The sequence below is a fragment of the Luteolibacter rhizosphaerae genome, assembly GCF_025950095.1.
Lineage (GTDB): Bacteria > Verrucomicrobiota > Verrucomicrobiia > Verrucomicrobiales > Akkermansiaceae > Haloferula > Haloferula rhizosphaerae.
On the sequence record NZ_JAPDDR010000015.1, the window covers coordinates 93,086 to 119,456 of the forward strand.

Here is a 26,371-nt window from a genome sequence, read left to right on the forward strand (position 1 = left end):
TTTCCAAAAGGGGCGCACCACGCGCCCCTTTTTTATTGGCCGAAGAAACGGCGGAGATTCGCCAGGCTTTCCGTAGCGATGGCTTCCGGGGTGGGGGAGTAGTCGAAGACCTCGACCGATACCCAGCCATCGTAAGCGGTTTCCCGCAGCGCTTCGACGATCGGTGCGTAGTCCACTTCGCCCATGCCCGGGCCGCGCAGGTTCGGGTCGTTTGCGTGGAAGTGGACGGTCCAGTCCTTGCTCTCGCGGACCACTTGGCCGATCGGCTTGTCCTCGTAGCTCATCGCCTTCACGTCCAGGTGAAGCTTGCAGGCCGGATGGTCCACGGCTTGGCAAAGCCGGATGGTTTCAGCGGCGGAGGTGAGGAAGTTCGTCTCCACATGCCCGAGCGGTTCCATGGCGATGGTGACGCCGAGAGGTCCGCAATGTTCCGCTGCCGCGCGCAGCACTTCGGTGGCACGGGCGAAGGCGTCTTCGTAGCTCCAGCCTGCTTCGAGAGATCGTTGTAGCGGGCTGCCCCAGACCATGATGTTGCCCCCCATGGCGCGGCAGAGCTCGGCGAGATGTTTCGCGCGTTCGGTGGTCGCTTGACGCACCGCATCGTCTGGCGTGGTGAGGTGGAAGCCGGTGGTCTTCGCCAGCAGCCAATGCAGGCCCAGCACTTCCATGCCGGTTTCGCGCACCTGTCGTCCGAGCTCCTCCGCATCTGCCGCAGTCACGCTCCGGATGTCATCCGCCAAGGTGAAGGGGGCGACCTCCAGACCGGTGTAGCCGATCCGGGCCGCGATCTCCGCGGCCTCGCGCAGGGGTATGGAACCGAAGGTTTCGTTGCAGATGGCATAGCGCATTGGCCCAAACAACAGAAGTCCCGCGGGGTGCGCAATGCCCCGTGTGAGTAAGGCGCTGCCGCAAAGTTCCGGAATGTCATCGGAATTCCTTGCCTGCTAAAATTTGCATGCAAATATTGGCGAGCATGTCGCTCGAAACCCGCCACGCCGCCAAGCGCCTCCGTCGCAAGATCACCGGTTACGCCGCCTGTCTCCTGCCATTCGAGGCGGACGGGTCCATTGCTCGCGGTGCCTTCGAGGCGGCCGTGGCTCGCACCACGGATGCCGGTCTCGGCTGCGCGGTGAACATGGATACCGGCTATGCGAACTACCTGACGTCTGCGGAGCGGACCGAGATTCTCGGTCTTACCAAGGGGGTGATCCAAGGCCGCCGCGACTTCGTGGCGGGCGTATTCGTCGAGGGTTTGGAAGGGGAACTGGTGGATCTCTACCGCCGTCAGATGGACGAGATCGTTTCTTACGGCGGCACGCCGATCCTGTTCCAGACGACCCGCTTCCACTCCTGGTCCCCCGCCCAGATCGTCGATCTCTACGCGAAGATTTGCGAGGGGCACGAGTCGGTGTTCGGCTTCGAACTCGGCCAGATGTTCGCGCCGAACGGCCTGATCTACGATGAAGAAACGATCAGCGGCCTGATGACCATTCCGGCCCTGAAGGGGATCAAGCACTCCTCGCTCGATCGCGGCAAGGAGCTGCGCCGCCTGGAGATCCGGGACAAGGTGCGGCCGGAGTTCATGATCTTCACCGGCAACGATCTCGGCATCGACATGACCGAATATGGCTCCGACTACCTGCTCGGTCTTGCCGCCTTCTGCCCGGAGAAGTTCGCCCTGCGGGACCAATACTGGCTGGAGGGGGACGAGCGTTACGCCGAGCTGAACGATGCACTCCAGTATCTGGGGAATGTCGGTTTCCGCGCTCCCGTGCCCGCCTACAAGCATAGCTGCGCAGTTTTCCAGCACCTCATCGGGCGGATCCCCAGCTCCGAGCCGCACAAGCTCTGCCCCCGCCGCCCCGATTGGGAGGCTGGCATCATGCAGGACTGCGCCAAGCGCCTGGGTTACGAACTCTGACTCGCTTCTTGCTGTTCCCGGCACTTGGAACCTCTAACGTGGAGCTTCCGCCTATGCCTACTATCGACGATATCGCCCGCGAACTCGGCATCTCTTCCGCCACCGTCTCCCGCGCCTTGAACGGCTCGCGGCTCGTCGGTCCGGAGCTCCGTCGCGAGATCGCTGCCACGGCGCAGAAGCTCGGCTACGAGAAGCGTAGTATCCGCCGCCATCGCGGTCGAGCGATCCTGAACGTGAAGCTCGTGCTGCCACGCCATGCCGAGCCGGAGCGCGCGCTCTTCTACGACTTCGCCGCCTTGATCGAGGGCCTCCGCAGCGGCTTCACCCAGTCCGGGCTGAACCTCCTCTGCGAGGTCAACTCCCCGACCTTCGAGCCCTTCCCGCACAAGAAGGGCGGAGACATCGATGCCTTTGTCTTCGCTTTCCAGCGGCCCACTCAGCAGACGCTGAAAAGCCTGCGCGAGCACGAGACGCCATTCGTCGTGCTCAACCGCTCGGTAGCGGGCCTGCCCTGCGTCACCGCGGATCATGCCGCGGGCATGCAGGACCTGCTCGATCACCTGCGGGCCTCGATCCCGGAGATCAAGCCGCGCTTCCTCACCCTCGCCGGTCTCGGCCAAGTCCAAGAGGAGCGTCTCGATGGCTTCGAGCAGGCTTGCCAACGCCGCGGCATTCCCTTCGACCGGGCCAGGAACACGATCGAGTTCGCCGACATCGCCTCGATCCAGACGGCGCGCGTGGCTGCTGCCGCCAAGGGAGCGAACGTGCTTGTATGCGTGAATGACATCGTCGGCACCGTTGTCCTCAGCGAACTCGACCGCCTCGGCATCCCCGTGCCGGGCAAGATCGCCGTCACCGGGTTCGACGATTCGCCCGTCCGCCGCTTGTCCCGCCCCTTGCTCACCACCGTCAGCCTGCCGGTCGAGGAACTGGCGCGCTATGCCGCCACCCGCCTGCAGGCGGAAATCATCGAGAACAGCGCACCCGCTGCCCTGCTGCGCGTGGCCGGTCGCCTGATTCCAGGAGAGTCTACCCCATGAGTCCCGATCGCCTCGCCATCCACACGTTTACCAACAAGCCGTGGTCGATCGGCGAGTGCATCGAGAACTATTCCCGCCGCGGTATCGGCGGCATCTCCGTCTGGCGCGAGACCGTCGCCGGTGAGGATCTCAAGTCGGTTCGCCGCCACCTCGATGACAGCGGCCTGCAGAAGGTCAGCCTGGTCCGCGGCGGCTTCTTCACCGCGATCGACCAGGCCGCCCGCGCCACTGCCATCGAGTCGAACCGCGCGGCCCTCCGCGAGGCTGAAGCTCTCGGCCTGCCGATGATCGTGCTCGTTTGCGGCGCCACCATCGGCCAGACACCGGAAGAGAATCTCGACCAAATCCGGGATGGAATCGCCGCCCTCCTGCCGCAGGCGGAGAGCGCAGGCATCCGTCTTGCGATCGAGCCGCTTCATCCGGTCTACGCCGGCGATCGTTCAGCCGTTGCCTCCTTGCGGGATGCCAATGATCTCGCCGAGTCCTTGAATCATCCGCTGGTCGGGGTCGCCCTCGATGTCTTCCACGTCTGGTGGGAAACCGGCCTGGAGGCCCAGATCCAGCGCTGCGCCGCTGCCGACCGCCTCTTCGCCTTCCACGTCTGCGAATTCAAACCGGACTTCGATCATGTCCTGCTAGACCGCGGGCTGCCCGGTGAAGGCGTGAACGCCTCCGCTCGCATTGCCAAGATGGTCCAGGCGGCTGGCTTCTCCGGTCTGACGGAGGTCGAGATCTTCTCCCGCAAGTACTGGTCCGAGAACCAACACGACTTCTTGGAAAAGATCATCAAGAGCTGCGAGCCGATCTAAGCCTCCAGTCTTCCGTCTGTCGTCTTCCCGTCTTCTGTCTTCAAATCCATGAACACCCGCAAACTCGGCATCATTCTCAACGGCGTCACCGGACGCATGGGCACGAACCAACACCTTGTCCGCTCGATCCTTGCGATCCGCGAGCAGGGTGGGGTGGTCTGCGGCGATACGCGCGTGATCCCGGATCCCATCCTCACCGGTCGCAACGAGGATAAGATCCGCAGTCTGGCCGCGAAGTATGGCGTGGAGCGCTTCACCACCGATCTGGATGCCGCCTTGGCCGATCCCTACAACGAGATCTTCTTCGATGCCTCCGGCACGCCGTATCGCATCGGTTTCCTCGAGAAGGCGATCGCCGCGGGCAAGCACGTTTATTGTGAGAAGCCCATCGCCGTGTCCTTCGGCGAAGCCCTCCGCATCGCCGAGGTGGCGGAGAAGGCCGGGGTGAAGAACGGTGCGGTGCAGGACAAGCTTTGGCTCCCGGGCCTGCGGAAATACCAGCTTCTCAAGGAGCAGGGCTTCTTCGGCAAGATCCTCAGCGTCCGCGGGGAGTTCGGTTACTGGGTCTTCACCGGAGAATACGAGGGTCAGCCAATCCAGCGCCCGAGCTGGAACTACCGCGAGGAAGATGGCGGCGGCATGATCGTGGACATGCACTGCCACTGGCGCTACGTGATCGACAACCTCTTCGGCAACGTCACCCGCGTCTTCTGCAAGGCCGCCACCCACATCGAGGAGCGTCGCGACGAGAGCGGCCAGCCCTTCAAGTGCACCGCGGACGACTCCGCCTACGCCATCTTCGAGACCGATACCGGCATCACCTGCCAATTCAATTCATCCTGGAATGTCCGCGTCCGGCGCGATGACCTGCTGACCATGCAGGTGGATGGCACCGAAGGCTCCGCCATCGTCGGACTGCGCAAGTGCTGGGCCCAGCACCAGAGCGTCACCCCGCGCCCGGTCTGGAATCCGGACATCGACAGCCCCATCAACTACTACGACCGCTGGACCGAGGTGCCGGACCAACTGGCCTTCGACAATGCCTTCAAGATCCAGTGGGAGCTTTTCCTCAAGCACGTCGTGAATGACGAGCCCTTCCGTTGGACCCTGCGCGAGGGCGCGAAGGGCGTCCAACTTGCCGAACTGAGCTGGGAAAGCCACCGCAAGGGCTGCTGGATCGACGTTCCGGTGCTCTGAGCGGGTAGGGTGGGGCGGCGGCAATCTGGCTGCCGCCCGTCTTGTCCCACTCCAGCCTTTCCCCGGGCCGTTTCTTGCTCCAAGATGCGGCCATGAACCTGAAAGCGCTGTTTGCTCTGCTGGCCTTGGCCTCTCCGCTGCCGCTCGCCGCCACCACCATTTCCGTGGTGCCGGTTTACGAGCCGCTCAGCATGCACGGAACGGATGTGGATGACGGCATCACCGACACTGGCGAAGCCCTCCAAGCCACCGTGGCGGCCCGACCGATGGCCCTGACCGGCGCTTTCCCGGAGGTTCTCCTGGAGTCGATCCGCTCGCCTCACAAGTTCCCGTCTAACAACCCGAACTACACGGTGGAGGAGGTGAATCTCCTCGTTCTCTGCAACATCGGGATCGGGGCCGAGGTCACGGAGGAGGGCCTGAAGGTTCGCCTCAATATCGCTAACCTGACCGTCCCGGAGGACGTGGACCTCACCGCGCGGCAGGTCCTCAAGCTCGCCTTGGTCGCGATCCGCAAAACCCTGGAGGAATACCAGAAACCGCAGACCGAGCCGCTGAAGGTGGCCATCCTCATCGAAGGCGTGAACGACGGCACCGCCTCCCTGAAGGAGCTGGAGACGAACTACGTGCTCGGCCAGCAGTAAAGATTCCCGGGCCGTTTTCGGGCGCCGGGAATCCGCATTTCGCAATCCGAAATCCGCAATCCCTGCAAGTGACCCCTTTTCCCTTTTCAAACCCCGTGGCTGCTTGTTTGGATCGCGCAACGCCACGCATCGAATGAGTTTTCCCGAATCCTCCCCCCGCAGCTTCAAGAGAGCCATCCTGAAACTCAGCGGGGAGGCCCTGCGCGAGCCCGGCAGCACCGACAATATCTCGCCGGAGATCGTCGAGCGCATCGCCTCGGAAGTCCGCGACGCCCTCGCTCCCGGTGATCTGGAACTCGGCATCGTCGTCGGTGGCGGGAATTTCTGGCGCGGCGCCTCCGCCAGCGCCCGCGGCATGGACCGCGCCACTGCGGACTACGTCGGTATGCTGGCCACCGTGATGAACTCGCTCGCGCTGCAAGGCTCGCTCGAACACCACGGCGTGACTTGTGTGGTCCAGTCCGCGATCGAGATGAAGAACGTCGCGGAGACCTTCATTCGCCGGAAGGCGGAGCGGCACCTCGGCGAGCGCCGCGTCGTGATCTTCGCCGCCGGCACCGGCAGCCCCTTCTTCTCCACGGATACCACCGCCGCCCTGCGCGCCAGCGAGATGGGCGCGGATGTCGTCTTCAAGGCGACCATGGTCGATGGCGTCTACGACTCCGACCCGAAGAAGAATCCCGATGCCAAGCGCTACTCCCGCATCGGCTTCCAGGACTGCATCTCCCGCCAGCTCAAGGTCATGGATGCCACCGCCTTCAGTCTCTGCATGGACAACAACATCCCGATCGTGATCTTCGATCTGGGTCCGGCGGGCAATATCACCAAGGCTCTCCGCGGCGAGCAGATCGGTACCGTCGTGACGGGCACCGAGACCGTCCTCGGCTGATTCTGGCCGCGCCCTCGATTTTCACTCTCTTTCCTGCTATGGACCCGGAAACCGCCATCCTCGAAACCGAAGAATCCATGGAAAAGGCCGTGGAGTACCTTCACCACGAATTCGCCACCGTCCGCACGGGCAAGGCCTCCCCGGGCTTGATCGAGAACATCGACGTCCATGTCCCGAGCTACGGCAGCACCATGAAGCTCAAGCAACTGGCGATGATCACCGCGCCGGAAGCCCGCCTGCTCGAAGTGAAGGTCTTCGACCCCTCCACCACGCAGGATGTGGAGCGCGCCATCCGCGAGTCCCGCCTCGGCCTCAATCCCGCCGCGGCCAGCATGTCGCTGAGGATTCCGATTCCGGAACTCTCCGAGGAGCGTCGCATCCAGATGGTGAAGCTGGTCAAGCAGCTCGCCGAGGAGGCCAAGGTCCGTGTCCGCTCCGCCCGCAAGGACGGCATGGACATGGCCAAGAAGCTCAAGAACGACAATCTCCTGACCGAGGACGGACAGAAGGACCACGAAACCGAGGTCCAGAAGCTCACCGACAAGTACGTGAAGATCATCGACGAGCAGGTCGCCGCCAAGGAGAAGGAAGTGATGAAGGTCTGAGTAGCCTTCCATCCGCGCTGCTTATCTTTCACGGAGGCACTACATCATTGTCACCCCCGGCCCGGGATGTCATGAGATGGATCCGCATCGGATCCACTCATCCATTCCCGGCGAGATGTGAAAAAGTTCTTCTCCCTCTTCTTGTTTCTCCTGATCGGCGCCGTGCTGGTCTGGAAGTGGAAAAGCCTCGGCACGCAGATCCATCTCGCGCCGGCGGAGATCGTGGGCGGCGTCTTCCGGACCGAGGACCCGGCTCCAGGAAGACTCTACTATTTGACCAGCCAGTGGGAGAAGCGCGTCAGCCGCATCGGTACCCGTAGCTCCAGCACCAGAACCGTCGGCTGGCTCAATATCGATCTCTGGGAGATCGATGCCGCCACCGCGCAGCCCGTCGTGCGCCGCAGGATCAAGCAGGCGAAGGTGCATGGTGATTCCAAGGCTCTGGGCTTGGAGCAGGGGATTCTTTGGGCCCGCATTCCCGAGCTCGTCGGGATCCGTGTGTCGGATGGGCAGATCGTCGCGGATAGCGCGAAGATCGAAGCCCGCAATCCCTCGCTCGCCGGCTTCATGCCGAAGCCGCCCCAAGCCGGTTACTTCCTCACCGATTCGATGCAGCCGCTGAAGTTCTCCGCGCAGACCGGGATGCTCGTCAGGCTCGATGATGCCCGAGTGATGAGAATTGATCCCCTCACCTTGGAAGCGACGCCTCATGTCGAGGCGAAGGCCGCGAACCAATCCGCCGAGGGCCCGGAAGCCTCCACGCCGGTTTACGGAATGGCACCGGTGTCTCCTGCCAATGGCATGGATTGGTATGCCATGGTCCGCGGTCTCGCCATCGAGAAGTCCGGGGGAAAGGAATGGATCGGCCTCTTGGCCGAGCCCGACCTAGCGATGCTTCAGGAGCGCCATGTGGTCACCCACCAGATGGACTTTACGGTACCGCGCAGGCAGCGCCTCTACAGGGCGGAGATCGAGACCGTTCAAGAGTTTCTCGGGCTTCGCACTGTCTACAAGAACCCCGCCGTTCTTCCCGAGAGTCCGGAATTCCTGATGGCCGGACTACTCACCCAAGGTCCCGGCGGCTACGGCCAGCAGTCCGCCCTGTGGCGTCGGGAGCCGGACAGCGTGTTCGTCCTCTCCCGCGACCGCCTCGGCGAGGATGGCCGCCTGCAGCTCTCCCGCGTGACCGGCCCGAAGGGCGCTCCCGCGTGGAGCACCGCCCTGCCGCTCTCCAATATGAGTGCCTGGCTACCCGGCGAGCGTCACGCCCTGATGCTCGGCCCGGCACCTTCCGCCGAGCATTCGCCCATGGCCGAAGAGAACGAGAATCCGGCCCAGCATATCCTCTCCATCGATCTCCAGACCGGGGCCATCCAATCCTTCAATCCCGATCTCCATCGTGACTGGCCTGCCGAAGGGAATCCGGCTCCAGCGTCGTGAGTCACGGTCCGCGGACTACCTTGTCTTATGAGTCGGGCTGAAGGTCCCGATAAACTGGCGGAGGGGATGGGATTGACCTCCGGTCCATGCCGGTTTGCGGCTGCGCCGATGTGAAGATGGTCGCGATTGCTCCCGCCGCATTCAAACCCGCTCGCTTCGCTCGAAAGAGTTCTCATCCCCCCCCTCGTTGTGAGGCGAATCTATGGGCTGCCACGGATCCTGAGAGAGACAAACTGGCGGAGGGGGTGGGATTCGAACCCACGGTAGGTTACCCTACTTCGGTTTTCAAGACCGACGCGATAGACCACTCTGCCACCCCTCCGTGAGGTTCAGGCCGGTCTGCCGAGGACTTGTTGGCATGCCCCGCGATGATTCGCAAGCGCTCAGAACAAATCCGATCCCGGCGGCTTCGGCCGCGGGCCTTCGATTCGTGAACGTATTCTCGCCCCTCCGGGTCGTAAGGTGGCCGGGGCTTTTCTTTTGCCCGCGTGCTGCCATGACTTTCCCGTGAAGCTGGCCCTGCACCGCTCTATCATCTTCTGGTCCGGCATCCTCGTGATGGCTTTTATCTGCTGGGCTTGGAGAGACTCGCAGCAAGCCGTCACTCTTGCCACAATCGGTAGTCCCTCGGCGTTTCATGGGCATAGCGGCATTTTATTCCGGGAAACCCATTCAGATGAGGCCGGGGTGTGGCGTTACCCAGCAACGAGCTTTTACGATAATCCTGTCACGCCTGATCCGTTCCCGCCACCGTTCACCTTCACTACCGAGTTCGACGCCTTGGATCGCAAAGTTGAAATGATCAATACTCTTCCCGAGCTTCTACTCGATAGAGCAATTCCGATCCGGATTGCAGCGGAATATTGGGCCCCGGAGGGCATCCACAACAATCTCACACTCTTCATCCCCCACTGGCTCCTCTTGCTCTCCTTCGCGCTCCCATGGTCCGCCCTGCTGTTCTGGCGGGCGAGGCGGAGGAAGAGGGGGGCACTCAGGGGTGCATGACCCGCCTCGGCTGCGAGAATGGCCGGGGCTTTTTGTTGCGATGGAAAGAATGACGCCACAAGGCATAACGGGGAGGTCTTAGCCCCGAAGGACATCGACAGTCCGCACCGGCCCCGTGGCGTCGGGTGAATGATGGCATGCCGGTCAATGCTCCGCTGGTAATCCGGGAGGGGCTTTTTATCACGCTCTTGTTGAAACAAACCGCTTAAGATGGGCATAGGTAAGAGTAAGTTTCCCCTTTCCCCCGGTGTAGTCCATAAAGCCGCCAGTAAAGATTTCATAGCATCCTGTCCTCGCTATGCGGTTCATAAAGTCGCGCACCTGCTCAACAGGTAGGCCAATCTCATCTGCCGCTGCTTCCTCAAAAGCATCCCAGAAAGTGTTAACCCACTGGAGGTCGTTGTCTTCCCGATTGCGGGGGTGGTCTGAGAACCTATCTAGTATAGACAGGGCCTTGAGTTCCCGGAAGCTGAGCTCATCTAAGATCTTCAATAAATCCTCATACTCCTCCACGTCGCAGGCTTCAGGATCGCTGCCATTGGCAAGCAAGTTGGCGAAAAGGGCGATCTTCTCACTGTGCCTTGTTTCGAGCGCAGCCTTGGTGGTGGTGACGAACTTATGAAGGAAATCATCAGATTCGATCACGTCCTTTGTTAGGGAAACTTCACCCTCGGCCAATGCTTTGAAGAAGGTCTCTGTTCGCTTCTTTCGAATCGTTTCTAGACGTCCAATTAGCACGGTGTCCGCAGCGCCCCCGAGCCCGAGCGGAATCAATTGGCTGAGCGCCCTGACAAAATATGAATCTTGGTACCCCTCTAGGATCTTTTCTGGCAGGTCGGAGTGCATGCCCTCATTTAGCGAATCGCAGGCTGCTGCGCTGCTACAATATCCCCGCTACGTTAGAGTCTCCCGGTCCTAAGCCCGTAAGCGATCGACTCGGCAGGGGTGATACCGATTTGTATACTGCTTTTGAAGGGAATCGGCTTTCTTTGATCATTATGCGTCGTTCCCAACTTGCTTTGTTGCAACAGAATCGGACGCTCGCCAATACTCTTAAACGCGCGGAAGGGTGCTCAAGACCGAAGCGATAGACAACTCTGCCACCCCTCCGTGAGGTTCAGATCGTTCTGCCGGAGACTTATTGGCATGCCATGCGATCAGTAAACGTATTCCTCCTCCGGGGAGTAGGGGGCAGGGGATCCGCCGGATGGCGTGCCGTGACTACCGGCCGGTGGCAGCGATCCTTGGAATTCCCCGAAAGCCTGTTGGAAGGAGCGCTCCGCCACCTTGTCACGGCCCCACATCGGCATGCCCGCGCCGCGGCCATTGCCCTCGGCCAGCACCGTCCGGCCGTCCCGCAGCGCGATCCGCGTGTCGGTATTGATCGGGCCCTCGGAGATCCGGAATTCGAGATTCAGTTCGCCTGCCCCATTCCGCACCGGCTGATAGCCGCCGCTGCGCAGGGCTCCGTCCACCTCGCGCACGTAGGTTCGCTCGCGGTCGGACAACTCCGCCGGCATCCCCACCGTCACCGGCGCGTCGTCCGGCGTGAACTCGGTGCGGGACGCGCATGAGGACAGGATCACCAGCGGCAATCCGGCGGCCAACCAACTCTTGAAGCTCTGCATCGCGGCGATCCTAGGGAGGTGGCTTCCGGCATTCAAGCCTGCCGCGAGAGTGGCGCGACGACCCTTGTCGCCGCGCCGTGGCCTGTCAGGCGGTCTTCAATCGAAGGTATCGCCGAACTTCCACATCTGGTTGGTACCCCCGTTCGAGGGCTGGACCGTGACCGAGGCCCCGTTGGCAACCGACTGCCCCTGCACATCCATGCTCCAGGTCGTGTCGTAGTCCGGGTTGAAGCGCATCCAGCCGCCTCCCACCCGCACGGGCAGCCAGCGTTGGTTGCTACCGTTGTGCGTATTCCATACCGACACGGTCGAGATGCCGATGTTCACGTCGAGCGACTTCGTGGGATGCACCACGGAGCCGAAGACGATCCGGCCGCTGCCTGCATCGTTCACCCGCCACTGCTGGTGCGTCTGCCCGTTCCAGTGCCACATCCGCACCGTCGCGCCGTTGTTAGGGTTCGCGCCATCCACTTCCACCGCCTGCGCCTGCGCATGGTTCGGGATCAAGCGGTAGTTCGCGTTCGGCACGATGCCTACCAGCTCCGGCTTCCACTGCTGGCCCGCGCCGCTGTTCCAAGCCCACTGCAGCACGTCGCCGTTGCCCTGTGCCATGTCGATCACCTGGCCGCTGTTGCCGTTGCTGCCCTTGTGCGCCAGATACAGGTTCCCGTTCGGCTGCTGCCGCACGTAGAAGCGCTGGGCATCACTGCCGCTCGCCGTGTGCTGCACAAGGTCCGCACCGTTCGCGTAGCTGTTGCCGATCACATCGATCCACTTGTCGCTTCCCTGGCGATTGAAGCTATAGGTGCCATCGCTGTTCCGCCATGCCACCCAGCGCTGCGCCGTGTCCGCATCGTTGGATGTGGCCATCACCAGCGGCAGCGCGTTGCCCGTGCCCGCCGGTCCGGAGAGCGACTGGTTGTTGTAGTGGTTCACCAGCCGATAGACCCCGCCGCTGACCAGCGGGCGATGTCCCCCGGCGTAGCGCGGGCCGAATGAGATCTGGATCGTCGCATAGCGGTTCGGGTTCGTGCCGCCCACGCTCAGCGTTTTGAAGGTCACATCGGACAGGCTGTCGTGCCATTCCTGATTCACGCCCAGCGGCGCATCGCCGGAGTGGTAGGAGGGATTGTTGAAGTCCACCAGGGCCGTGCCGCTGCCAGCCCAGCTCTTCTCCGTGTGGAAGGTCACCCCGTTCGTGAAGGCGGTGTGCACGCTGTCCACGTTGTTGCCCAGAATGCTCAGCCAGTAGGTCTCGCCATCCGGACGATCCACCTTCAGTCCGCGGACGCGGCCATCGTTCAGGTTGATGGCCCCGTCGTTCTGATAGATCGTATAGGTCCCGCTTCGCGAGACCGTGGACACCGTGTTGTCCGGCAGCCAACCCAGCCGGTTCAGGTAGTTCATGTTGAAGCTCCGCGTGGAGTGCACCGAGCCGTTGTTCCCCATCCAGCAGGAGGAGTCGTTGTACTCCTGCTGAGTGCGGCTGGGCGACATCGGGTTGCCATCGCTGCTCCGCCAGGTGTTCGCATGCGGCAGGCCGAGCACGTGGCCATATTCATGGATGAAGACCCAGGCCGCGAAGTTGTTCTCCATGATGATGTTGTTTCCGTAGGCCACGCCCGCGTAGCCTTGGCCCGGATCGGGCAGGATCACCACATAGGTGCTGTAGTTCGCCAGATTGTAGCCGCCTGCCTGCGCCAGCGCCTTGCACTGGTTCATCCAGTCGTCGCGGTTCGTCCACGAGCTGAGCTGATAGACCGGCGTGAAGGTCAGTGAGATCCCCGCCTTGCCATAGGAGGCGAGCTGCATCCGGTTGTGGAAGTCCGTCGCCGCATTCGTCAGATAGCTGTTGTCCAGCATCTGCGAAGTCAGATTCCGCCCGCCGCCCTGCGCCCGCATGATCAGCAGGGATTTCGTCCCGTGCGTGTGGCTCGTCGGCGGCCTGCCGAAGACGCCGTCATGACCGGAGGCACTGCTATCGCCGCTGGCATACTGCGCGTGCGGCGAGGGATTCCAGTTCTCGTCGTTCGTGGTCTGCCGCGATTGCGATTCCGCCAGCGCCAGCGATGACTCCACCGCTCCGAGGTGCGCGGAGCAACACGCCGTCGCTTGCCGCTCGCCGAACTGCACCATGGCTGCGGCTTCCGCATTCGCGACCGGCACGGCCCCCGGTGTCTCATCGATCCGGCACAGGTCGATTGGGTCCGCGCCCGATCTCTCGCCGAGCTCCAGCTCCCGCAGCGCGCTATCGAGCACCGCCAAACGCCCGTCCACCGCGATGCCGTGAATCGAGCCGTCGTCGATGAAGGACATCTTCGCCCGCTCGCCATAGCGATACGCATCATAGCGCACGCCATCCACCTCGGCGAAGTCCGGCGACTCCTCGGCCGTTTCACCTTGGTGAGCCAGCACCCAGACTCGCCCGGCATCGCCGGTGCCGCTTACCCGTGACTCCATCAGCCCGGCGAATTCCTCGGGCAAGGCATCGCGAACCGCCATCGGCAGCGCATTCGCCAGCGCCCGTCGAGGATCCGCCTCGATCTGACCGGAGATTGCTGTTAGACGCGCTACCGCGAGCCTTCGTCCCTCTCCCGTCATCGTCGCGCGCTCCGCCTCGGAGCCCGACGCATATCGTTTCGTCCACTCCGCGAAGTCGCGGATCACCGGATCAGGATCGCTGTCCCAAGTGGCTCCCATGATCTTCCTCTCCGGGAGTGCTGCGGCCTTCGCCGCGCCCTCCGCCTCCGCCGTCCCGAAGGAAAGCGCGGCAGCTCCTTGCTTCTCGCGTCGCGCCGTCTGCGAAGCCGGGGCAGACGGCTTCAACTGCGGTGTTTCTCTTCCGGGCTCCGTGGTGCTCGCCGAGGGCAGAGGCGGGCTGGTCCACATCTTCGTGCCGGTCGCTCCGGCCACTAACAGCACCAGCACGATCCCGGCGCGTGTACATCTTGAACGGGCCTTCCGGTCCTTTGGACCGGTGCTTTCTTTTGGCTTCATGGTTTCTCTCGGGTTTCCGATTTCCCTCCGCCTCGCGGCAGAGAGATATCTTTGTGTGGTCTCGATCCGCCCGAAGAACGGATCTCCACGCTAACCATGATGCTGGCCGGTCCAGCCTTGCCTACCTACCCGGTTGGACAGTTTTTATCTATCAGCTTCCGCCGCGCTCCGCCGCTTGAAGCTCTCAAACTCCATCCGGCAGTAGTGCTTCGCGATGAAGATCCCCGCCGTCATCGCGGAGATGATCTCCAGACTGGGGTAACCCCCGATCGCGGTCCGGTAGCGCAAATGGTTGTACCATTGCAGATCCCATTCGTGCGCCGCCCACCACGAGAACGCCGCATGGAAGCTCGCGAAGGCCATGGTCCCGGTAATCACGAATCCAAACCAGCGCCCCGCTTGTAGCCAGTTCTTCGGCAGCGGCCACGCCATGAACATTGCCCGGTGAAACTCAGCCCCCGAAAGCGTGCGCCCGTAGAGCTGCTGGCAGATGAACTCCCGAGCCGTTGCAGGCTTCGTTGCCAGCGGGGCAGGGGAGTAGCGCCAGTAGAGAAAGAGCGGGATCAGCAGGAAGGCCACCACCGTGCCGATATTGATCAGCACCAGCGTCGGCGCACTCGCGCCCCACCACGCCACCAGCGGATTCGCCTCGCTGCTCAGCGATGGATTGAAGTGAAACGTGCTCGCGATGTCCGAAGCGCGGGCAGCGCTGATCATGAGCAGGGAGACAAGGGCAGGAATCGCGCGTTCTTTCATTCGTCGGAAGACCTCAACTCCTGAACAGCGGCAGCCACCGGGGAATTTATCCCCCGGATTGAGAGTTGAACCTGTCGACCCGCTGGTTTTTCCTCTCCCCATGCCCATCGACGCCTATGCCAACCGTTTCGTCTGCGATCTCGTCGCTTACGAGCCCGGGAAGCCCATCGAGGAAACCGCCCGCGAACTCGGCCTCGATCCTGCCGATATCGTGAAGCTCGCCTCGAACGAGAACCCGCTCGGCCCTTCTCCTCTCGCGAAGGCTGCCATGGCCACGGCTCTCGATGAATCGCACATCTACCCGGATGGCGGCGGCTGGAAGCTTCGCACCGCCATCGCCAAGCGCTTCGATCTCGATATTTCAAACGTCGTGCTCGGCAATGGCTCGAACGAGATCATCGAGCTCCTCTGCCACAGCTTCCTGAATGGCCGTGCCGAGCTGATCGCTTCTGATCACGCCTTCGTCGTCTACAAGCTCATGGCCACGCTCTTCGGCGCCAAGTACGTCGAAGTGCCGGATCCCGGCTACGTCCACGATCTCGAAGCGATGGCCGATGCGATCACGCCGGATACCCGTCTCGTCTTCATCGCGAACCCGAACAATCCCACCGGCACTGTTGTCGGTCAGGAAGCGCTCGATCGCTTCATGGCCCTCGTCCCGGAGCACGTCGTCGTCTGCTTCGACGAGGCCTACCACGAGTTCCTCGATGATGCGCCGGACATGCTCAAGTATGTCCGCGAGGGGCGCAATGTCGCGATCCTCCGCACCTGCTCGAAGATCCACGGCCTCGCCGCCCTGCGCATCGGTTACGGCCTCTGCTCGAAGGGTGTTGCCGAGATCCTCCAGAAGGCTCGGCAGCCTTTCAATACGAACGCCATTGCTCAGGCCGGTGCCCTCGCCGCGCTGGAAGACGCCGACCACGTCGCGAAGACGCGTGCCATCAACAAGGAAGGCCTCGCCTTCTATGAGGCTGCCTTCCGCGAGCGCGGTCTGGAGTTCGTCCCCAGCGTCGCGAACTTCATCCTGGTCCGGGTAGGGGAGGGGGATCGCGTCTTCCGCGAGATGCTCAAACAGGGCGTCATCATCCGTGCCATGAGCGGCTACAAGCTGCCGGATTGGGTCCGCATCTCCATCGGCACCCCGGCTCAAAACCGCCGCTGCATCGAGGTTCTCGATTCGGTTCTGGTTCCTGCAAACGTTTGAAGATATTGTTTCGCATGGTTTGACAGTTTAGGGCCCTGTCCCTATTTCTAACCGCGGATAGAAGCGGGAGTTTATGGCCGGAGTCGCCTTCCAGGACCAGAGGGAATTCAGATGTAACCACTGTAGTGGGAAGATCCTTGTGCCCAAGGATATGCCCCCCATGACGGGGCCTTGCCCGCATTGCGGCAGTACTATCACGTCCCCGGATCACGCCGCGGATCAGCATGTCCAGCAGGTGAGCGCTATGGTGGAAGTCCCCGCCGTGGTCGTCACCCAGCAGGTGGAGGTTCCTGCTAGCTCGCGCCCCTCGGCGGGGCCGCCGCCTCTGCCGCCTTCAGCCGTGGGGAAATCACCTCCTCCGGCCGAGTCCCGTTTCGCTCCTCCCCCCAGCCAAACGCCGAAGCCGGAACCCGTCGCCAAGCACGAGCCGGTCTCCCCCTTCGCTTCCCCCTCTACCCCCTCGGTAGCCCCCGCCTCGCCCTTCGCTTCCCCGGCGGCTCCGGTCACACCATCGGTAGCCCCTGCGACTCCTTCGGTTTCCCCCGCGCTTCTCACCCCGCCACCGGTGATTCGTGTGGAGCCGGTGGAGCTTCCAAGCTCGATCACCGCTCCCGGCATGGACTACTTCCCTGGCCCGCCGGGGATCGATGCTCAAGCTGCCACCGCAGCGCGTGAGGCTGCCGAGAAAGAGGCCGCTTCCGCCCGCCAGGCTGCGGCCAATGCTGTCGCCGCTCGCGAAGCCGCGGAGAGGGAGATCGCTGCCGCCCGCGAAGCTGCTGCTAGGGAAATCGCCGCCGCTCGCGAAGCCGCGGAGAGGGACGCCGCCGCGCAAGCCGCGGCCGCGCGAGAGGCCGCGGAGAAGGAGATCGCCGCTGCCAGGGAACACGCAATTCAAGAAGCCGCGGAGAAGGAAGCTGTCGCGCGCGAGGCCGCAGAAAAAGAGATTTCCGCAGCTCGCGAAGCTGCCGCTCATGCCACCGCGGCTCGTGAAGCCGCGGAGCGGGAGATCGCTGCAGCGCGTGATCTCGGTGCCAAGGAGGCCGCGGCCAAGGAAGCCGCCGCCCGCGAGGCTGCGGAGAAGGAAATCGCTGCCGCCCGTGAAGCCGCGGCGAAGGCTGCTGCCGCACGCGATGCGGCGGAAAAGGAAATCGCTGCCGCCCGCGAAGCCGCCGCCAAGGAGATCGCCGCCGCCCGTGAAGCGGCCGAACAGCATGCCGCCGCTGCCCGCGAGGCCGCGGCGAAGGAAGCTGCCGCCGCGGTAGCAGTTGCCCGGAAGGAGGCCGCGGCCCGTGAGGAAGCTGCCCGTGAGGCCGCCCGGAAGGAGGCCTCTGCTCGCGAAGCTCAAGCACGCGAGGCTGCTCAGCGCGAGATTGCCGCTGCCCGCGAAGCGGCGGAGAAAGAAGCGGCCGCCATCCGCGAAGCCGCAGCCAAGGAAGCCGCTGCCGCCAGGGAGATCGCCGCCAAGGCTGCCGCCGCCCGCGAAGCCGCGGAGAAGGAGGCTGCCTCTGCGCGTGAAGCTGCGGCGAAGGAAGCTGCCGCCCGTGAGAACGCGACGAAGGAGGCCGCCCAACAGATCGCCGCCGCTCGCGAAGCCGCCGAGAAAGAGGCCCTTGCCGCGCGTGAGCACACCGCTCAGGAGGTCGCTGCGAAAGCTGCCTCCGTCCGTGAGGCTGCCGCCAAGGAAGCCTCTGTGAAAGAGGCCGCCGCCCGCGAAGCCGCACAGCGCGAGATCAACGCGGCCCGTGAGGCTGCTGCCAAGGAGGTGGCTGCTCGTGAAGCGGCCGAGAAGGAGGCCGCCACCGCGCGTGAGGCCGCGGCCAAGGCTACCGCCGCCCGCGAGGCTGCCGTTCAAGAAACCGCGGTGAAAGAAGCCGCCGCTCGCCAGGCTGCCGAGAAACAGGCCGCGATCGCCCGCGAGGAAGTCGCCCGCGCGACCGCCGAACGCGAAGCTGTTCTTAGAGAAGCTGCTGCCAAGGAGGCCGCCGCCCGTGCCGCCGCCGAGCGCGAGGTGACGGAAGCCCGCGATCACGCCGCCCGCGAGGCCGCGGAACGCGAAGCTGCCCGGAAGAGAATCGCCGCCGAGCCGGATGCGGCCAAGGAAGCCGTCGCCCGTGCCCTTCCGCGCAAGATCATCTCGATCGGTCTCGGGCCCGAACCTGCCTCCCGACCGCTTCCTGCCGAAGTTCGCTCCGAACCGGAACCTGCCCCTGCAGTTCCTGTGGCTCGCAGCACCCCGGTCGAGCCCGCACCTGCTCCTGTGCCGACCCCGACCCCGGCACCGGCACCTCCGCCTCAGGCTGCGCCCCCCTCACCCGTGCAGCAGGTTCCCGCGCCCGCCTCGGCCCCGCTTCCTCCCGCTCCCGAACCGCAGCCGAGACCGCTTCCCGGGCGTGTTTCCATCGGCCTTTCGGATGAAGCCCTCGCTTCCATCCGCCCGCCCGCGCCTGCATCCGAACCGGCTCCCGATTCCCGCGCCCGGGTGGCGGACCCGGTTCCGGTGGCCGCGCCCGAAATCTTGGAGCGGGAAGAGCGCCTTGCTCCCGCCAAGCGCAAGTCCAAGCCGGCCCAGAGCTCCCGCAAGGGCCTGATCGTGGCCATGCTGCTCCTTCTCGCGGTCATCCTAGGCGGCATGGCACTGGTCCCCCAGTTGATCAAGAAGATGATGGGGGATCCTGCTTATGCCAAGGGCACCTCTCCTCGCGGTGCGAGCCCCTTGGGCGCGTCCCACTCGAACGACCCGAACGCGTGGCAGGAAGAAGCCCGCCAAACCCTCTCCGAGTTCCTCAAGGCGGAGTCTCCCGCAGGTAAGGCCGCCTTCTCCATCCGCGGCAGCGAGCTCCTCCCCGTCATGATGTCCTTCTACGGGCCGGGGCCTATCGACGACTCGGATACCCCGCTCTCGGGATTCGCCGTGGAGAATCTTCCGCCGGAGGATCACAAGCGCGGCATCTACCGCATGACCTTCGACCGCCCGCCGCAGTTCGAGTTGAAGGAGTTCTTCGGACCCCTAGCGCCCCTGGAGGTGCAGATGAAGGTCGAGGAGCCGGATCTGCTCCTCTCCTCGCTCGCCCGGGTCGGCAATTTCACTTCCGAGCCGGTGAAGGTGGATGTTTTCTTCAAGCGCACCCCGGATGGCCTGAAGATCGATTGGGAGACTTTTGTCCAGACTAAGCACCGCACCTTCCGCAGCTTCACCGAGCTTCAGGATCCGGGTAAGCACGGCGTCTTCCGCGTCTTCATCATGGAAGATGTTCCCGAAAAAGGCCGCGCCACCATCGGCCACAAGACTTACAAGATCATCGATCCCGCGTACCGCATGGACTCCGTCCGCGTGGAGGCCCCGGTGGACTCGGAACTCGGGCGCGCGCTTTCGAAAGTGAATTGGCTCGGCGTCCGCGATGCCCGACCCGTCACCAAGACCGCCACTCTGGAGCTTGAATGGACCACGGGGACCACGCCGAAGCTCGTCATCAAGCGCTTCCTCTGCTGGGAGTTCCTCGGTATCGGCGGTGAAGCGGTTCCCGGCTCCGGCAGGTAAGACATGAGCGCCTCGGACACCATCGTGGCGCTTGCCAGCGGCGGCGGCACTTCCGCCGTCGCCCTCATCCGCCTTTCGGGTCCGCAGGCAGAGTCCATCTCGGACCAAGCCTCCTCCGGAGCCGCCAGCTCCGCTCAGGAGCGCCGTGCCACCCGCGCCAAGATCCGCGATGCCGCCGGCCGTGTGATCGATGATGTGCTTCTCACCGTGTTCCGCGGCACCCGCAGCTTCACCGGCGAGCCCGCCGTGGAGATCGCCTGCCATGGCGGAAGGCTTATCGTTCGCCGGATCATCGAGCGTCTCCTGGAGTGCGGGGCTCGCAGCGCCGGCCCCGGCGAGTTCACCGAGCGCGCCTTCTTGAATGGAAAGCTCGACCTCACCCAAGCAGAGGCGGTCATGGATCTCATCTCCGCGAGCAGCGATCTCGCCCTGCGCGCCGCCCATGAGCAGCTCGAGGGCGGAATTGGCCGCCGCACCGCCGCACTTCGGGAGGATCTCATCGGCTTGGTCGCCCACCTGGAGGCATGGATCGATTTCCCGGAGGAAGACATTGATCCCGATACCGGGGACCTCTTCCGTGGACGTATCTCCGCCGCACAGGAGGGGATCGCCGCGCTCCTTTCTACCGCGGAGCAGGGCCGCGTCCTGCGCGAGGGCGTGCGCACCGTGATCTGCGGTCGCCCGAACGCCGGGAAATCCAGCCTCCTCAATCTTTTCCTCGGCTGCGAGCGCGCCATCGTCAGCGATGAAGCAGGCACCACCCGCGACACCATCGAGGAGATGGTCGTTCTCGATGGCATCCCCCTCCGCTTGGTCGATACCGCAGGTCTCCGCGATGAGGCGGGCGGCGTGGAGCGCGAGGGCATGCGCCGCACCCTCATGGAGGCCGAACGCGCGGACTTGGTCCTCGTGGTCCGCGATGCCTCGCTTCCCCCGGCGGAAAGCGAGATCGAGCTGCCCGCCACCGGCAAGGCCCGGATCGTCACCGTTCTTAACAAGGCGGACCTAAACGTCGATCCCGCTTGGGGCGGGAATAACGGCGTAAAGATCTCCTGCACAAGCGGCGAGGGTTTCCCCGATCTGCGCCATGCCATCGGTGAGGCCCTCGATCTGGGCGAGGCGGATTGGGGCGAACACGCGGTCGCCATTAACACCCGCCATCGCGATTGTCTCCGCCGTGCCGATGCCTCGCTGGCCGCTGCCGACGCCCTTTTGACCACCGCGCAACCACCCGAACTCGCCGCCTTGGAACTTCGTGAAGCCCTCGAAGCCCTCGGCGAAATCGCCGGAAAGGTCGATGCGGAGGAAGTCCTTGGCGCGATCTTCAGCAGCTTCTGTATCGGGAAATGAATATCGTCGTCCTTACCGGTGCGGGAATCTCCGCCGAATCCGGCGTGCCTACCTTCCGCGGTGCAGATGGCCTGTGGGAGGGCCACCGGGTGGAAGAAGTCGCCACGCCGGAAGCCTTCGTCCGCGACCCCCATCTGGTCCACCATTTCTACAATCTCCGCCGCGCCAAGCTGCTGGACGGCACCATCCACCCGAATCCCGCCCACCAGGCGCTGGCTCGGCTAGCGGCATCGAAGGAGCATCGCCTCTTCCTCGTCACCCAGAACATCGATGACCTCCACGAGCGTGGCGGCTCGCCGGATGTCCTGCACATGCATGGCGAGCTGCTGAAAAGCCGCTGCACCGAGTGCGGGGCCGTGGCGGATTGCCGGGAGGATCTCGGTCGCGCCTCGGTCTGCAAGGCCTGCGGCCACCTCGATTGTCTTCGCCCGCACGTCGTCTGGTTCGGGGAGATGCCCTTCGGCCTCGATGAGATCTCGGTCGCCATCTCGCAGGCCGATCTCTTCGTGGCGATCGGGACCTCCGGCAATGTCTATCCCGCCGCCGGCTTCGTCTTTCTCGCTCGCCAAGCCGGGATCAAGACCCTGGAGATCAATCTGGAAGTCAGCGAGGGCACCCGCATTTTCCACGAAAGTCGCCGCGGCAGGGCAGGGGATCTCGTCCCGCAGTGGGTCGACGAACTCCAATAAGGAGCAGAGACCTTATTGTCGCTGACGCCGGTTGGGGCAGCCTCTTTCAAGGCCCGCCTGATCCGTCCCCATCCGAGCTCTCCCTTTTCCCGCAAGGATCGGGGTTGATTTCCCGTTGAAAGCGCAGACCCTTTGACTCCATGAAATTTCGCGCCGGGAAGCCGGTTCTCTGGACCCTCATCGCCACCGCGGGCCTTTCGGCGGCAGCGGTCGAGAATCTGTCCAAGGAACAGTCTCCGGATATCCCCGCGCAGATCGCCCGGCTTTCCGACGATTCCTACTCGGTTCGCGAGCTCGCGACTCGTGATCTCTGGTCCCTCGGCGAGGCGGCCCTGCCCGAGCTCCAACTCGCCGCCCGCGGGCGTGACCCGGAGGCCGCTATCCGCGCCCGCGATCTCGTCCGCAAGATCGAACTCGGCATCCTTCCCGACAGCTCGCCCAAAATCGTCGATCTGGTGATGCGTTACGATCAGGGCTCCCGGGACATGCGCCAGCGCGTGATCCGCGATCTGCGGAACGAACGCGCCTTCCGCCAGATCCTCAAGCTCTACGCTCTCGAGAAGGATCGCGAAGCTCTTTCGATGCTCGAAGTCGAGGTGCAGGGCGTGGCCCTCGATGCCGCCCGCGAGTGCCTCGGATCGGACCAGCCGGACATCAAAAGTGCCTTCGAGTACCTGAAGATGGCCCGGCCCCGTGCCACCGAATACATGGCCATCGCCAGTCTCCATCGCGCCACCGGCACCTTGGACAAGGCGCTGCAGGAGGCACCGGAGAAGGATCACCTGCTGCGCTTCTGCCTTCTCGCGACTTCCGGCCGTTTGCAGGAAGCCGCGGATGAGGCGGACCAGGCCGGTCTCGATATCCTCTCCGCCCGCGTGCGCATGCTTGGCGGGGATCCCTTGCCATGGCTGGCACTCGCCCCCTCTTCACCCCAGTCTTCCCAGTCCTCGGGCTTGCCTGCTTACCGCGAGATCGCGGTCGCCCTCTGGAGCGGCGGCCAAGCTCCTCCGGAGGAGTTGAAGGAACTTCGGAGGCAGGCTCGCTCCGGCGATGAAGATGATCAGCTCAGGGCCGCACTGCTGCTCTTTCTTATCGGCGACCACATCGAGGCGCAGGGGGTCCTGAACCGGCTGCATCCGAATGCGGCCATGACCCATTTCGATGCCATCGAGGATGTGGATTCCGCGCTGAAGGCCATCGGCCTTGATCCCGCCGCCCCCGATTACACCGCTTGGGCCGCCAAGCGATTCCAAGTCTTCCTCGAAGCGCCGGAGACGGAGCGCAACGAGCTCCTCGACCTCGAAACCCTCGGCGCCTTCCTCGAACGTCGCGGACTCTACAAGGAGCTTGAAGCTGCCTTCGTGCCGCCCTTGCTGAAGCTCGCGGAGGAGAATCAGGACGACTTCCTGATGCTGATCACCCGCCTCTTCCCGCAGGGCTCGGAGGACGAATCTCCTCCCGTGATCCGCCCGGTCCTCAAGGCGGCTTCGGCTTATGCCGGCGACGATGAAGTGCGCTGGGTGCAGGTCGTGGAGCACCTCTTCGATTCCTACGGGAATCCTGCCCAGATCTGGACTTGGCTCGCCCAGATGGAGCCGGAGCTGGACCGTGCGGCGCGCCTCGATCTGCTGGCACGGCTTCACTTCCTGCTCCCGGATCCCGACGATCAGCGTCGCGTCTTCCAAAAGAAGGTTTGGGCTCTGATCTCGAAGGAGGAGAAGGCCGATCGCAAGCGCATGGTGGAGACCCTGATCGCCACCGTCTCCACCAAGAAGGATCCGGCCCTGCTCCTCGATTGCATCGCCGAGCTGGAGGATGCCGAGGGCGCACGCTTCGGCTGGGACCGCTACAAGGGTGAGGCCTTCATGCTGCTCGGACGTTGGGACGAAGCCGCGAACCTCTGGCTTGCGAGGGCCAAGGATGACCCGGGCATTTCCTACTACCATGTCCGCGCCGCCGTTTGCCTGCGCCGTGCCGGCAAGGAAAGCGCCGCGCTTGAGCAGGAGGCGAAGGTGGATCTGCTCGCTCTCGGCGAAACCCGGATCCTGCGGGATTGCGCGGAGGTTTATGCCGCCAACGGTGACTTCGCCCGTGCCCGGGCCTGTTGGCAGCGGGCCGCGAATGAATGCACCGGCGACCATTTGAACTTCTCCTGGGTTGTCAATGAACTCACGGACTACGCCTTGGCTGAATCGGATTGGAAAACCGCCGCGACTCTTCGCGAGGCCCGCTTGCTGGAGCGCGCCATGGTGTCGGAAAAAACCGCCTACGCCTCCGCCATCTGTCTGAAGGAGCGGGTCGAGAGTGATCTCATGCGCGGCTTTGCCCTGCTCTCCCGCGATCGCAGCCGCGCCCTCGAAATGATTCGCCCCGCCTTGGACAAGCCCTTCGCGGACACCGCTCTGGCCGACTACTTCTTCGAGCCCATGCGTGGGGCCGGTCTCGTCAGCCTTCACGACGAAGCCTTCGAGAAACTCTGGAATCACCTCCAGCCCGTCATCGCCCGTTTCCCCGCCTGCGAGAACGTCCAGAACTCCGCCGCCTGGCTGGCGTCCCGTGCCACCCGTCGCCTCGATGAGGCCGGCAAACTGCTCGAAAACGTCCTCAAGACCAGCCCGCGGCAAGGCGCCTATCTCGATACCATGGCCGAAGTCCATTTCGCCCGCGGTGATCGCGAGAAGGCCGTCGAGTTCTCTCAAAAGGCCCTCGCCGAGGAGCCGGACGACGCCCAGCTCCTCCGCCAGCACCAGCGCTTCGTCAGCGGCCCGCTGCCAAAGTAGCACCTAGGGTTTGGGATCAGCGGCTCGCCACCCTTGGCACCAGTGCCGCGGCCCTTTCCCTCAGTAGAAGAACTCCCGGTAAACTACCGTCCCGCAGCCGCCGATCCACAGCAGCATCGAGAGCGTGGTCCCCCAGATAAAGATCCGGTAGATCGGGATCAGACCCCAGAACCAGCGGAAGTGTGCCACGCCCGCCGCGGCCAGATAGCAGAGCGCCAGGATTCTGGCGCTCTCACCCCGGAGGGTCGCCCCGCCTGCTTTCCCCGGCCACCAGATCATCTCCTTGGAAAATCCTTTCCAAGCATACCACGCCACGGCCGCCGGAAGGAGGATCCCCAGAAAGATCATCCTCACCCGGCCTCCCTGGCCCGGAGGGTGGGCCAGATCCGTCGCCTCCTCGTAAGCTCGATCCCGCCTCATTCGTCTGCCTTTCCCTCGCTACCTGCTACTCGCTACCGCCACTTCCCCACTTCTCACCCCAGCGTCAGCACCACGGGACAATGGTCCGACCCCGTCACATGCGGATGGATCGCCGCATCCTTCATGCTGCCGATGATTCCCTTGGAAGCGCCGAAGTAGTCGATCCGCCAGCCCACGTTCCGGGCTCGGGCCCCGCCGCGCAGGCTCCACCACGAGTAGGCATCCTTCTTGTCCGGGTAGAAATGCCGGAAGCTATCGTGGAAGCCGCTTCCCAGCAGCAGCCCGAATCCCGCCCGCTCCTGGTCACTGAACCCCGCGCTCTTCCGGTTCTCCTTCGGCCGGGCGATATCGATCTCCTCGTGCGCCACGTTCAGATCCCCGCAGAAGATCACCGGCTTTCCGCTCTTCTCCAGCGCATTCAGATACAGGCGGAAGGCCTCGTCCCACTCCATCCGGTAAGGCAGCCGCCGCAGCTCGTCTTGCGAGTTCGGCGTATAGACGTTCACCAGGAAGAAATCCGGATACTCCAGAGTCAGCACCCGGCCCTCCTTGTCGTGGTAGTCGATCCCCATTCCCATCCGCACGTTCAGCGGCTCCTCCCGCGTGAATACCGCCACCCCCGAGTAGCCCGGCTTCTCCGCCGAGTTCCAGAACGAGTGATAGCCCCCGAACTCCAGCGGTAGCTGCACCTGCTCCGGCCGTGCCTTCGTCTCCTGCAGGCAGAGGATCTCCGGCTTCTCCGAGGCCAGATAATCCGGCAACCCCTTGCCAAGGGCCGAGCGCACACCATTCACATTCCAAGAGATCAGCTTCATCCCCCTCACCAAACCCCGGCAGGGCAGGGGACTCAAGCAAAGTCCCAGCCCTCTCCACCCGGGAGCGCGGAGCCTCCGGCCCGCAGAAGCCACCCCGGCAGCTACAGTCACCCTCATGTAGCGGAAGGACCCTCGTCCTTCCGGCTGCTCGCGTCCGCCCCAAGGAGAGCCACCCCCTTTGCTCTAACGCCCTCCCGGGAGCGCGGACTTCAGTCCGCCCGAGCTTCGGGTAAAGCCAAGCCCGCCACCCGATCCCCGTCCATTATCTACTACATGAATAGTAATAAAACAATCGCCCTTCCCGCCGATCAAGCAGGGCAGGGGACTCGTCCCCGCCCGACCATCCTCCAACTACTACACCCCTAGTATCAATCCTCCCTCCGCCCACTTTCCGTGTCTTCCGTGTATTCCGTGGTTCCTCCTCCTCCTCCGCCATCCGCGCCATCCGCGCCATCCGCGCCATCCGCGCCATCCGCGCCATCCGCGGTAAAACACCTCCAGCTCCCGATCCACCCCTCGAAAACCCGATCCACAGACATTTCCAGACCTTTCCCGCCTCGAAACCACCCCCTCAACCCTCCGTTTCACCCCGTGTGACGGCAATTTCACCCCTTCCGACGCCCCGGAACCGTCCGGATCTGCAT

At 63.8% G+C, this 26,371-nt stretch carries 22 protein-coding genes and 1 tRNA gene; 14 read left to right on the forward strand and 9 right to left on the reverse strand.

Annotated elements, in window-relative coordinates; all coding sequences use genetic code 11:
* Positions 1 to 32 precede the first annotated feature (32 nt).
* Positions 33 to 848, reverse strand: a complete 816-nt coding sequence (locus tag OJ996_RS22890; protein WP_264516029.1) for a sugar phosphate isomerase/epimerase family protein — start codon at positions 846 to 848, stop codon at positions 33 to 35.
* A 125-nt stretch (positions 849 to 973) separates the two neighbouring features.
* On the opposite strand from OJ996_RS22890, the gene OJ996_RS22895 reads away from it, so the two are divergent.
* The 8 genes from OJ996_RS22895 (at position 974) to OJ996_RS22930 (ending at position 8,545) form a co-directional block, all read left to right on the forward strand.
* On the forward strand, positions 974 to 1,921 hold the full coding sequence (locus OJ996_RS22895; protein WP_264516030.1) for a dihydrodipicolinate synthase family protein: 948 nt from the start codon (positions 974 to 976) through the stop codon (positions 1,919 to 1,921).
* Positions 1,922 to 1,974: 53 nt separating this feature from the next.
* Positions 1,975 to 2,961 carry a LacI family DNA-binding transcriptional regulator gene (locus OJ996_RS22900; RefSeq protein WP_264516031.1) on the forward strand — a complete coding sequence of 329 codons (987 nt, stop codon included), beginning with the start codon at positions 1,975 to 1,977 and terminating at the stop codon, positions 2,959 to 2,961.
* The gene (locus OJ996_RS22905; RefSeq protein ID WP_264516032.1) at positions 2,958 to 3,770 is read left to right on the forward strand and encodes a sugar phosphate isomerase/epimerase family protein; all 813 of its coding nucleotides are present in this window, start codon (positions 2,958 to 2,960) and stop codon (positions 3,768 to 3,770) included. The genes OJ996_RS22900 and OJ996_RS22905 overlap by 4 nt, the downstream gene beginning before the upstream one ends.
* A 48-nt stretch (positions 3,771 to 3,818) precedes the next feature.
* Positions 3,819 to 4,967, forward strand: coding sequence for a Gfo/Idh/MocA family protein (locus OJ996_RS22910; RefSeq protein WP_264516033.1), 1,149 nt, complete (start codon positions 3,819 to 3,821; stop codon positions 4,965 to 4,967).
* Positions 4,968 to 5,059: 92 nt separating this feature from the next.
* Entirely contained in the window at positions 5,060 to 5,611 is a 552-nt protein-coding gene (locus OJ996_RS22915) for a hypothetical protein (RefSeq protein ID WP_264516034.1), read from the forward strand.
* Positions 5,612 to 5,744: 133 nt separating this feature from the next.
* Complete coding sequence (gene pyrH / locus OJ996_RS22920; RefSeq protein WP_264516035.1) at positions 5,745 to 6,500, forward strand: UMP kinase; 756 nt, start codon at positions 5,745 to 5,747, stop codon at positions 6,498 to 6,500.
* 38 nt (positions 6,501 to 6,538) lie between these two features.
* Positions 6,539 to 7,105: a ribosome recycling factor gene (gene frr / locus OJ996_RS22925; RefSeq protein ID WP_264516036.1), complete on the forward strand. Its 567-nt coding sequence runs from the start codon at positions 6,539 to 6,541 to the stop codon at positions 7,103 to 7,105.
* Between the two features lie 117 nt (positions 7,106 to 7,222).
* A complete protein-coding gene (locus tag OJ996_RS22930; protein ID WP_264516038.1) occupies positions 7,223 to 8,545 on the forward strand; it encodes a PA2928 family protein in 1,323 nt (440 codons plus the stop codon).
* A gap of 234 nt (positions 8,546 to 8,779) precedes the next feature.
* On the opposite strand, the gene OJ996_RS22935 is transcribed toward OJ996_RS22930, so the two are convergent.
* Positions 8,780 to 8,867: transfer RNA gene (locus tag OJ996_RS22935), tRNA-Ser, on the reverse strand.
* Positions 8,868 to 9,052: 185 nt separating this feature from the next.
* Between OJ996_RS22935 and OJ996_RS22940 the strand changes: the two genes are divergently transcribed.
* Entirely contained in the window at positions 9,053 to 9,550 is a 498-nt protein-coding gene (locus OJ996_RS22940; protein WP_264516039.1) for a hypothetical protein, read from the forward strand.
* 180 nt (positions 9,551 to 9,730) lie between these two features.
* Here OJ996_RS22940 and OJ996_RS22945 read toward each other — a convergent pair whose 3' ends face one another.
* The 4 genes from OJ996_RS22945 to OJ996_RS22960 all read right to left on the reverse strand — a co-directional run bounded on the left by OJ996_RS22945 (position 9,731) and on the right by OJ996_RS22960 (position 14,931).
* On the reverse strand, positions 9,731 to 10,396 hold the full coding sequence (locus tag OJ996_RS22945; protein WP_264516040.1) for a hypothetical protein: 666 nt from the start codon (positions 10,394 to 10,396) through the stop codon (positions 9,731 to 9,733).
* Between the two features lie 311 nt (positions 10,397 to 10,707).
* Positions 10,708 to 11,178, reverse strand: coding sequence for a hypothetical protein (locus OJ996_RS22950; protein WP_264516041.1), 471 nt, complete (start codon positions 11,176 to 11,178; stop codon positions 10,708 to 10,710).
* Between the two features lie 96 nt (positions 11,179 to 11,274).
* Complete coding sequence (locus OJ996_RS22955) at positions 11,275 to 14,175, reverse strand: RICIN domain-containing protein (protein ID WP_264516042.1); 2,901 nt, start codon at positions 14,173 to 14,175, stop codon at positions 11,275 to 11,277.
* Between the two features lie 144 nt (positions 14,176 to 14,319).
* The gene (locus OJ996_RS22960) at positions 14,320 to 14,931 is read right to left on the reverse strand and encodes a hypothetical protein (protein WP_264516043.1); all 612 of its coding nucleotides are present in this window, start codon (positions 14,929 to 14,931) and stop codon (positions 14,320 to 14,322) included.
* 100 nt (positions 14,932 to 15,031) lie between these two features.
* Here OJ996_RS22960 and hisC point away from each other — a divergent pair, with 100 nt between their 5' ends.
* Entirely contained in the window at positions 15,032 to 16,135 is a 1,104-nt protein-coding gene (hisC, locus tag OJ996_RS22965; RefSeq protein ID WP_264516044.1) for a histidinol-phosphate transaminase, read from the forward strand.
* Positions 16,136 to 16,354: 219 nt separating this feature from the next.
* On the opposite strand, the gene OJ996_RS22970 is transcribed toward hisC, so the two are convergent.
* Positions 16,355 to 16,741 (reverse strand): hypothetical protein, encoded by a 387-nt coding sequence (locus tag OJ996_RS22970; protein WP_264516045.1) that lies wholly within the window; start codon positions 16,739 to 16,741, stop codon positions 16,355 to 16,357.
* Between the two features lie 10 nt (positions 16,742 to 16,751).
* Here OJ996_RS22970 and OJ996_RS22975 point away from each other — a divergent pair, with 10 nt between their 5' ends.
* The 4 genes from OJ996_RS22975 (at position 16,752) to OJ996_RS22990 (ending at position 24,492) form a co-directional block, all read left to right on the forward strand.
* Complete coding sequence (locus tag OJ996_RS22975) at positions 16,752 to 19,673, forward strand: hypothetical protein (RefSeq protein ID WP_264516046.1); 2,922 nt, start codon at positions 16,752 to 16,754, stop codon at positions 19,671 to 19,673.
* A 3-nt stretch (positions 19,674 to 19,676) separates the two neighbouring features.
* The gene (gene mnmE, locus OJ996_RS22980) at positions 19,677 to 21,023 is read left to right on the forward strand and encodes a tRNA uridine-5-carboxymethylaminomethyl(34) synthesis GTPase MnmE (RefSeq protein WP_264516047.1); all 1,347 of its coding nucleotides are present in this window, start codon (positions 19,677 to 19,679) and stop codon (positions 21,021 to 21,023) included.
* Entirely contained in the window at positions 21,020 to 21,712 is a 693-nt protein-coding gene (locus OJ996_RS22985; RefSeq protein WP_264516048.1) for an NAD-dependent deacylase, read from the forward strand. The genes mnmE and OJ996_RS22985 overlap by 4 nt, the downstream gene beginning before the upstream one ends.
* Before the next feature lie 140 nt (positions 21,713 to 21,852).
* The gene (locus OJ996_RS22990; protein ID WP_264516049.1) at positions 21,853 to 24,492 is read left to right on the forward strand and encodes a tetratricopeptide repeat protein; all 2,640 of its coding nucleotides are present in this window, start codon (positions 21,853 to 21,855) and stop codon (positions 24,490 to 24,492) included.
* 60 nt (positions 24,493 to 24,552) lie between these two features.
* Here OJ996_RS22990 and OJ996_RS22995 read toward each other — a convergent pair whose 3' ends face one another.
* Positions 24,553 to 24,912, reverse strand: a complete 360-nt coding sequence (locus OJ996_RS22995) for a hypothetical protein (protein ID WP_264516050.1) — start codon at positions 24,910 to 24,912, stop codon at positions 24,553 to 24,555.
* Between the two features lie 53 nt (positions 24,913 to 24,965).
* Positions 24,966 to 25,727, reverse strand: coding sequence for an exodeoxyribonuclease III (locus OJ996_RS23000; RefSeq protein ID WP_264516051.1), 762 nt, complete (start codon positions 25,725 to 25,727; stop codon positions 24,966 to 24,968).
* Positions 25,728 to 26,371: the final 644 nt, after the last annotated feature.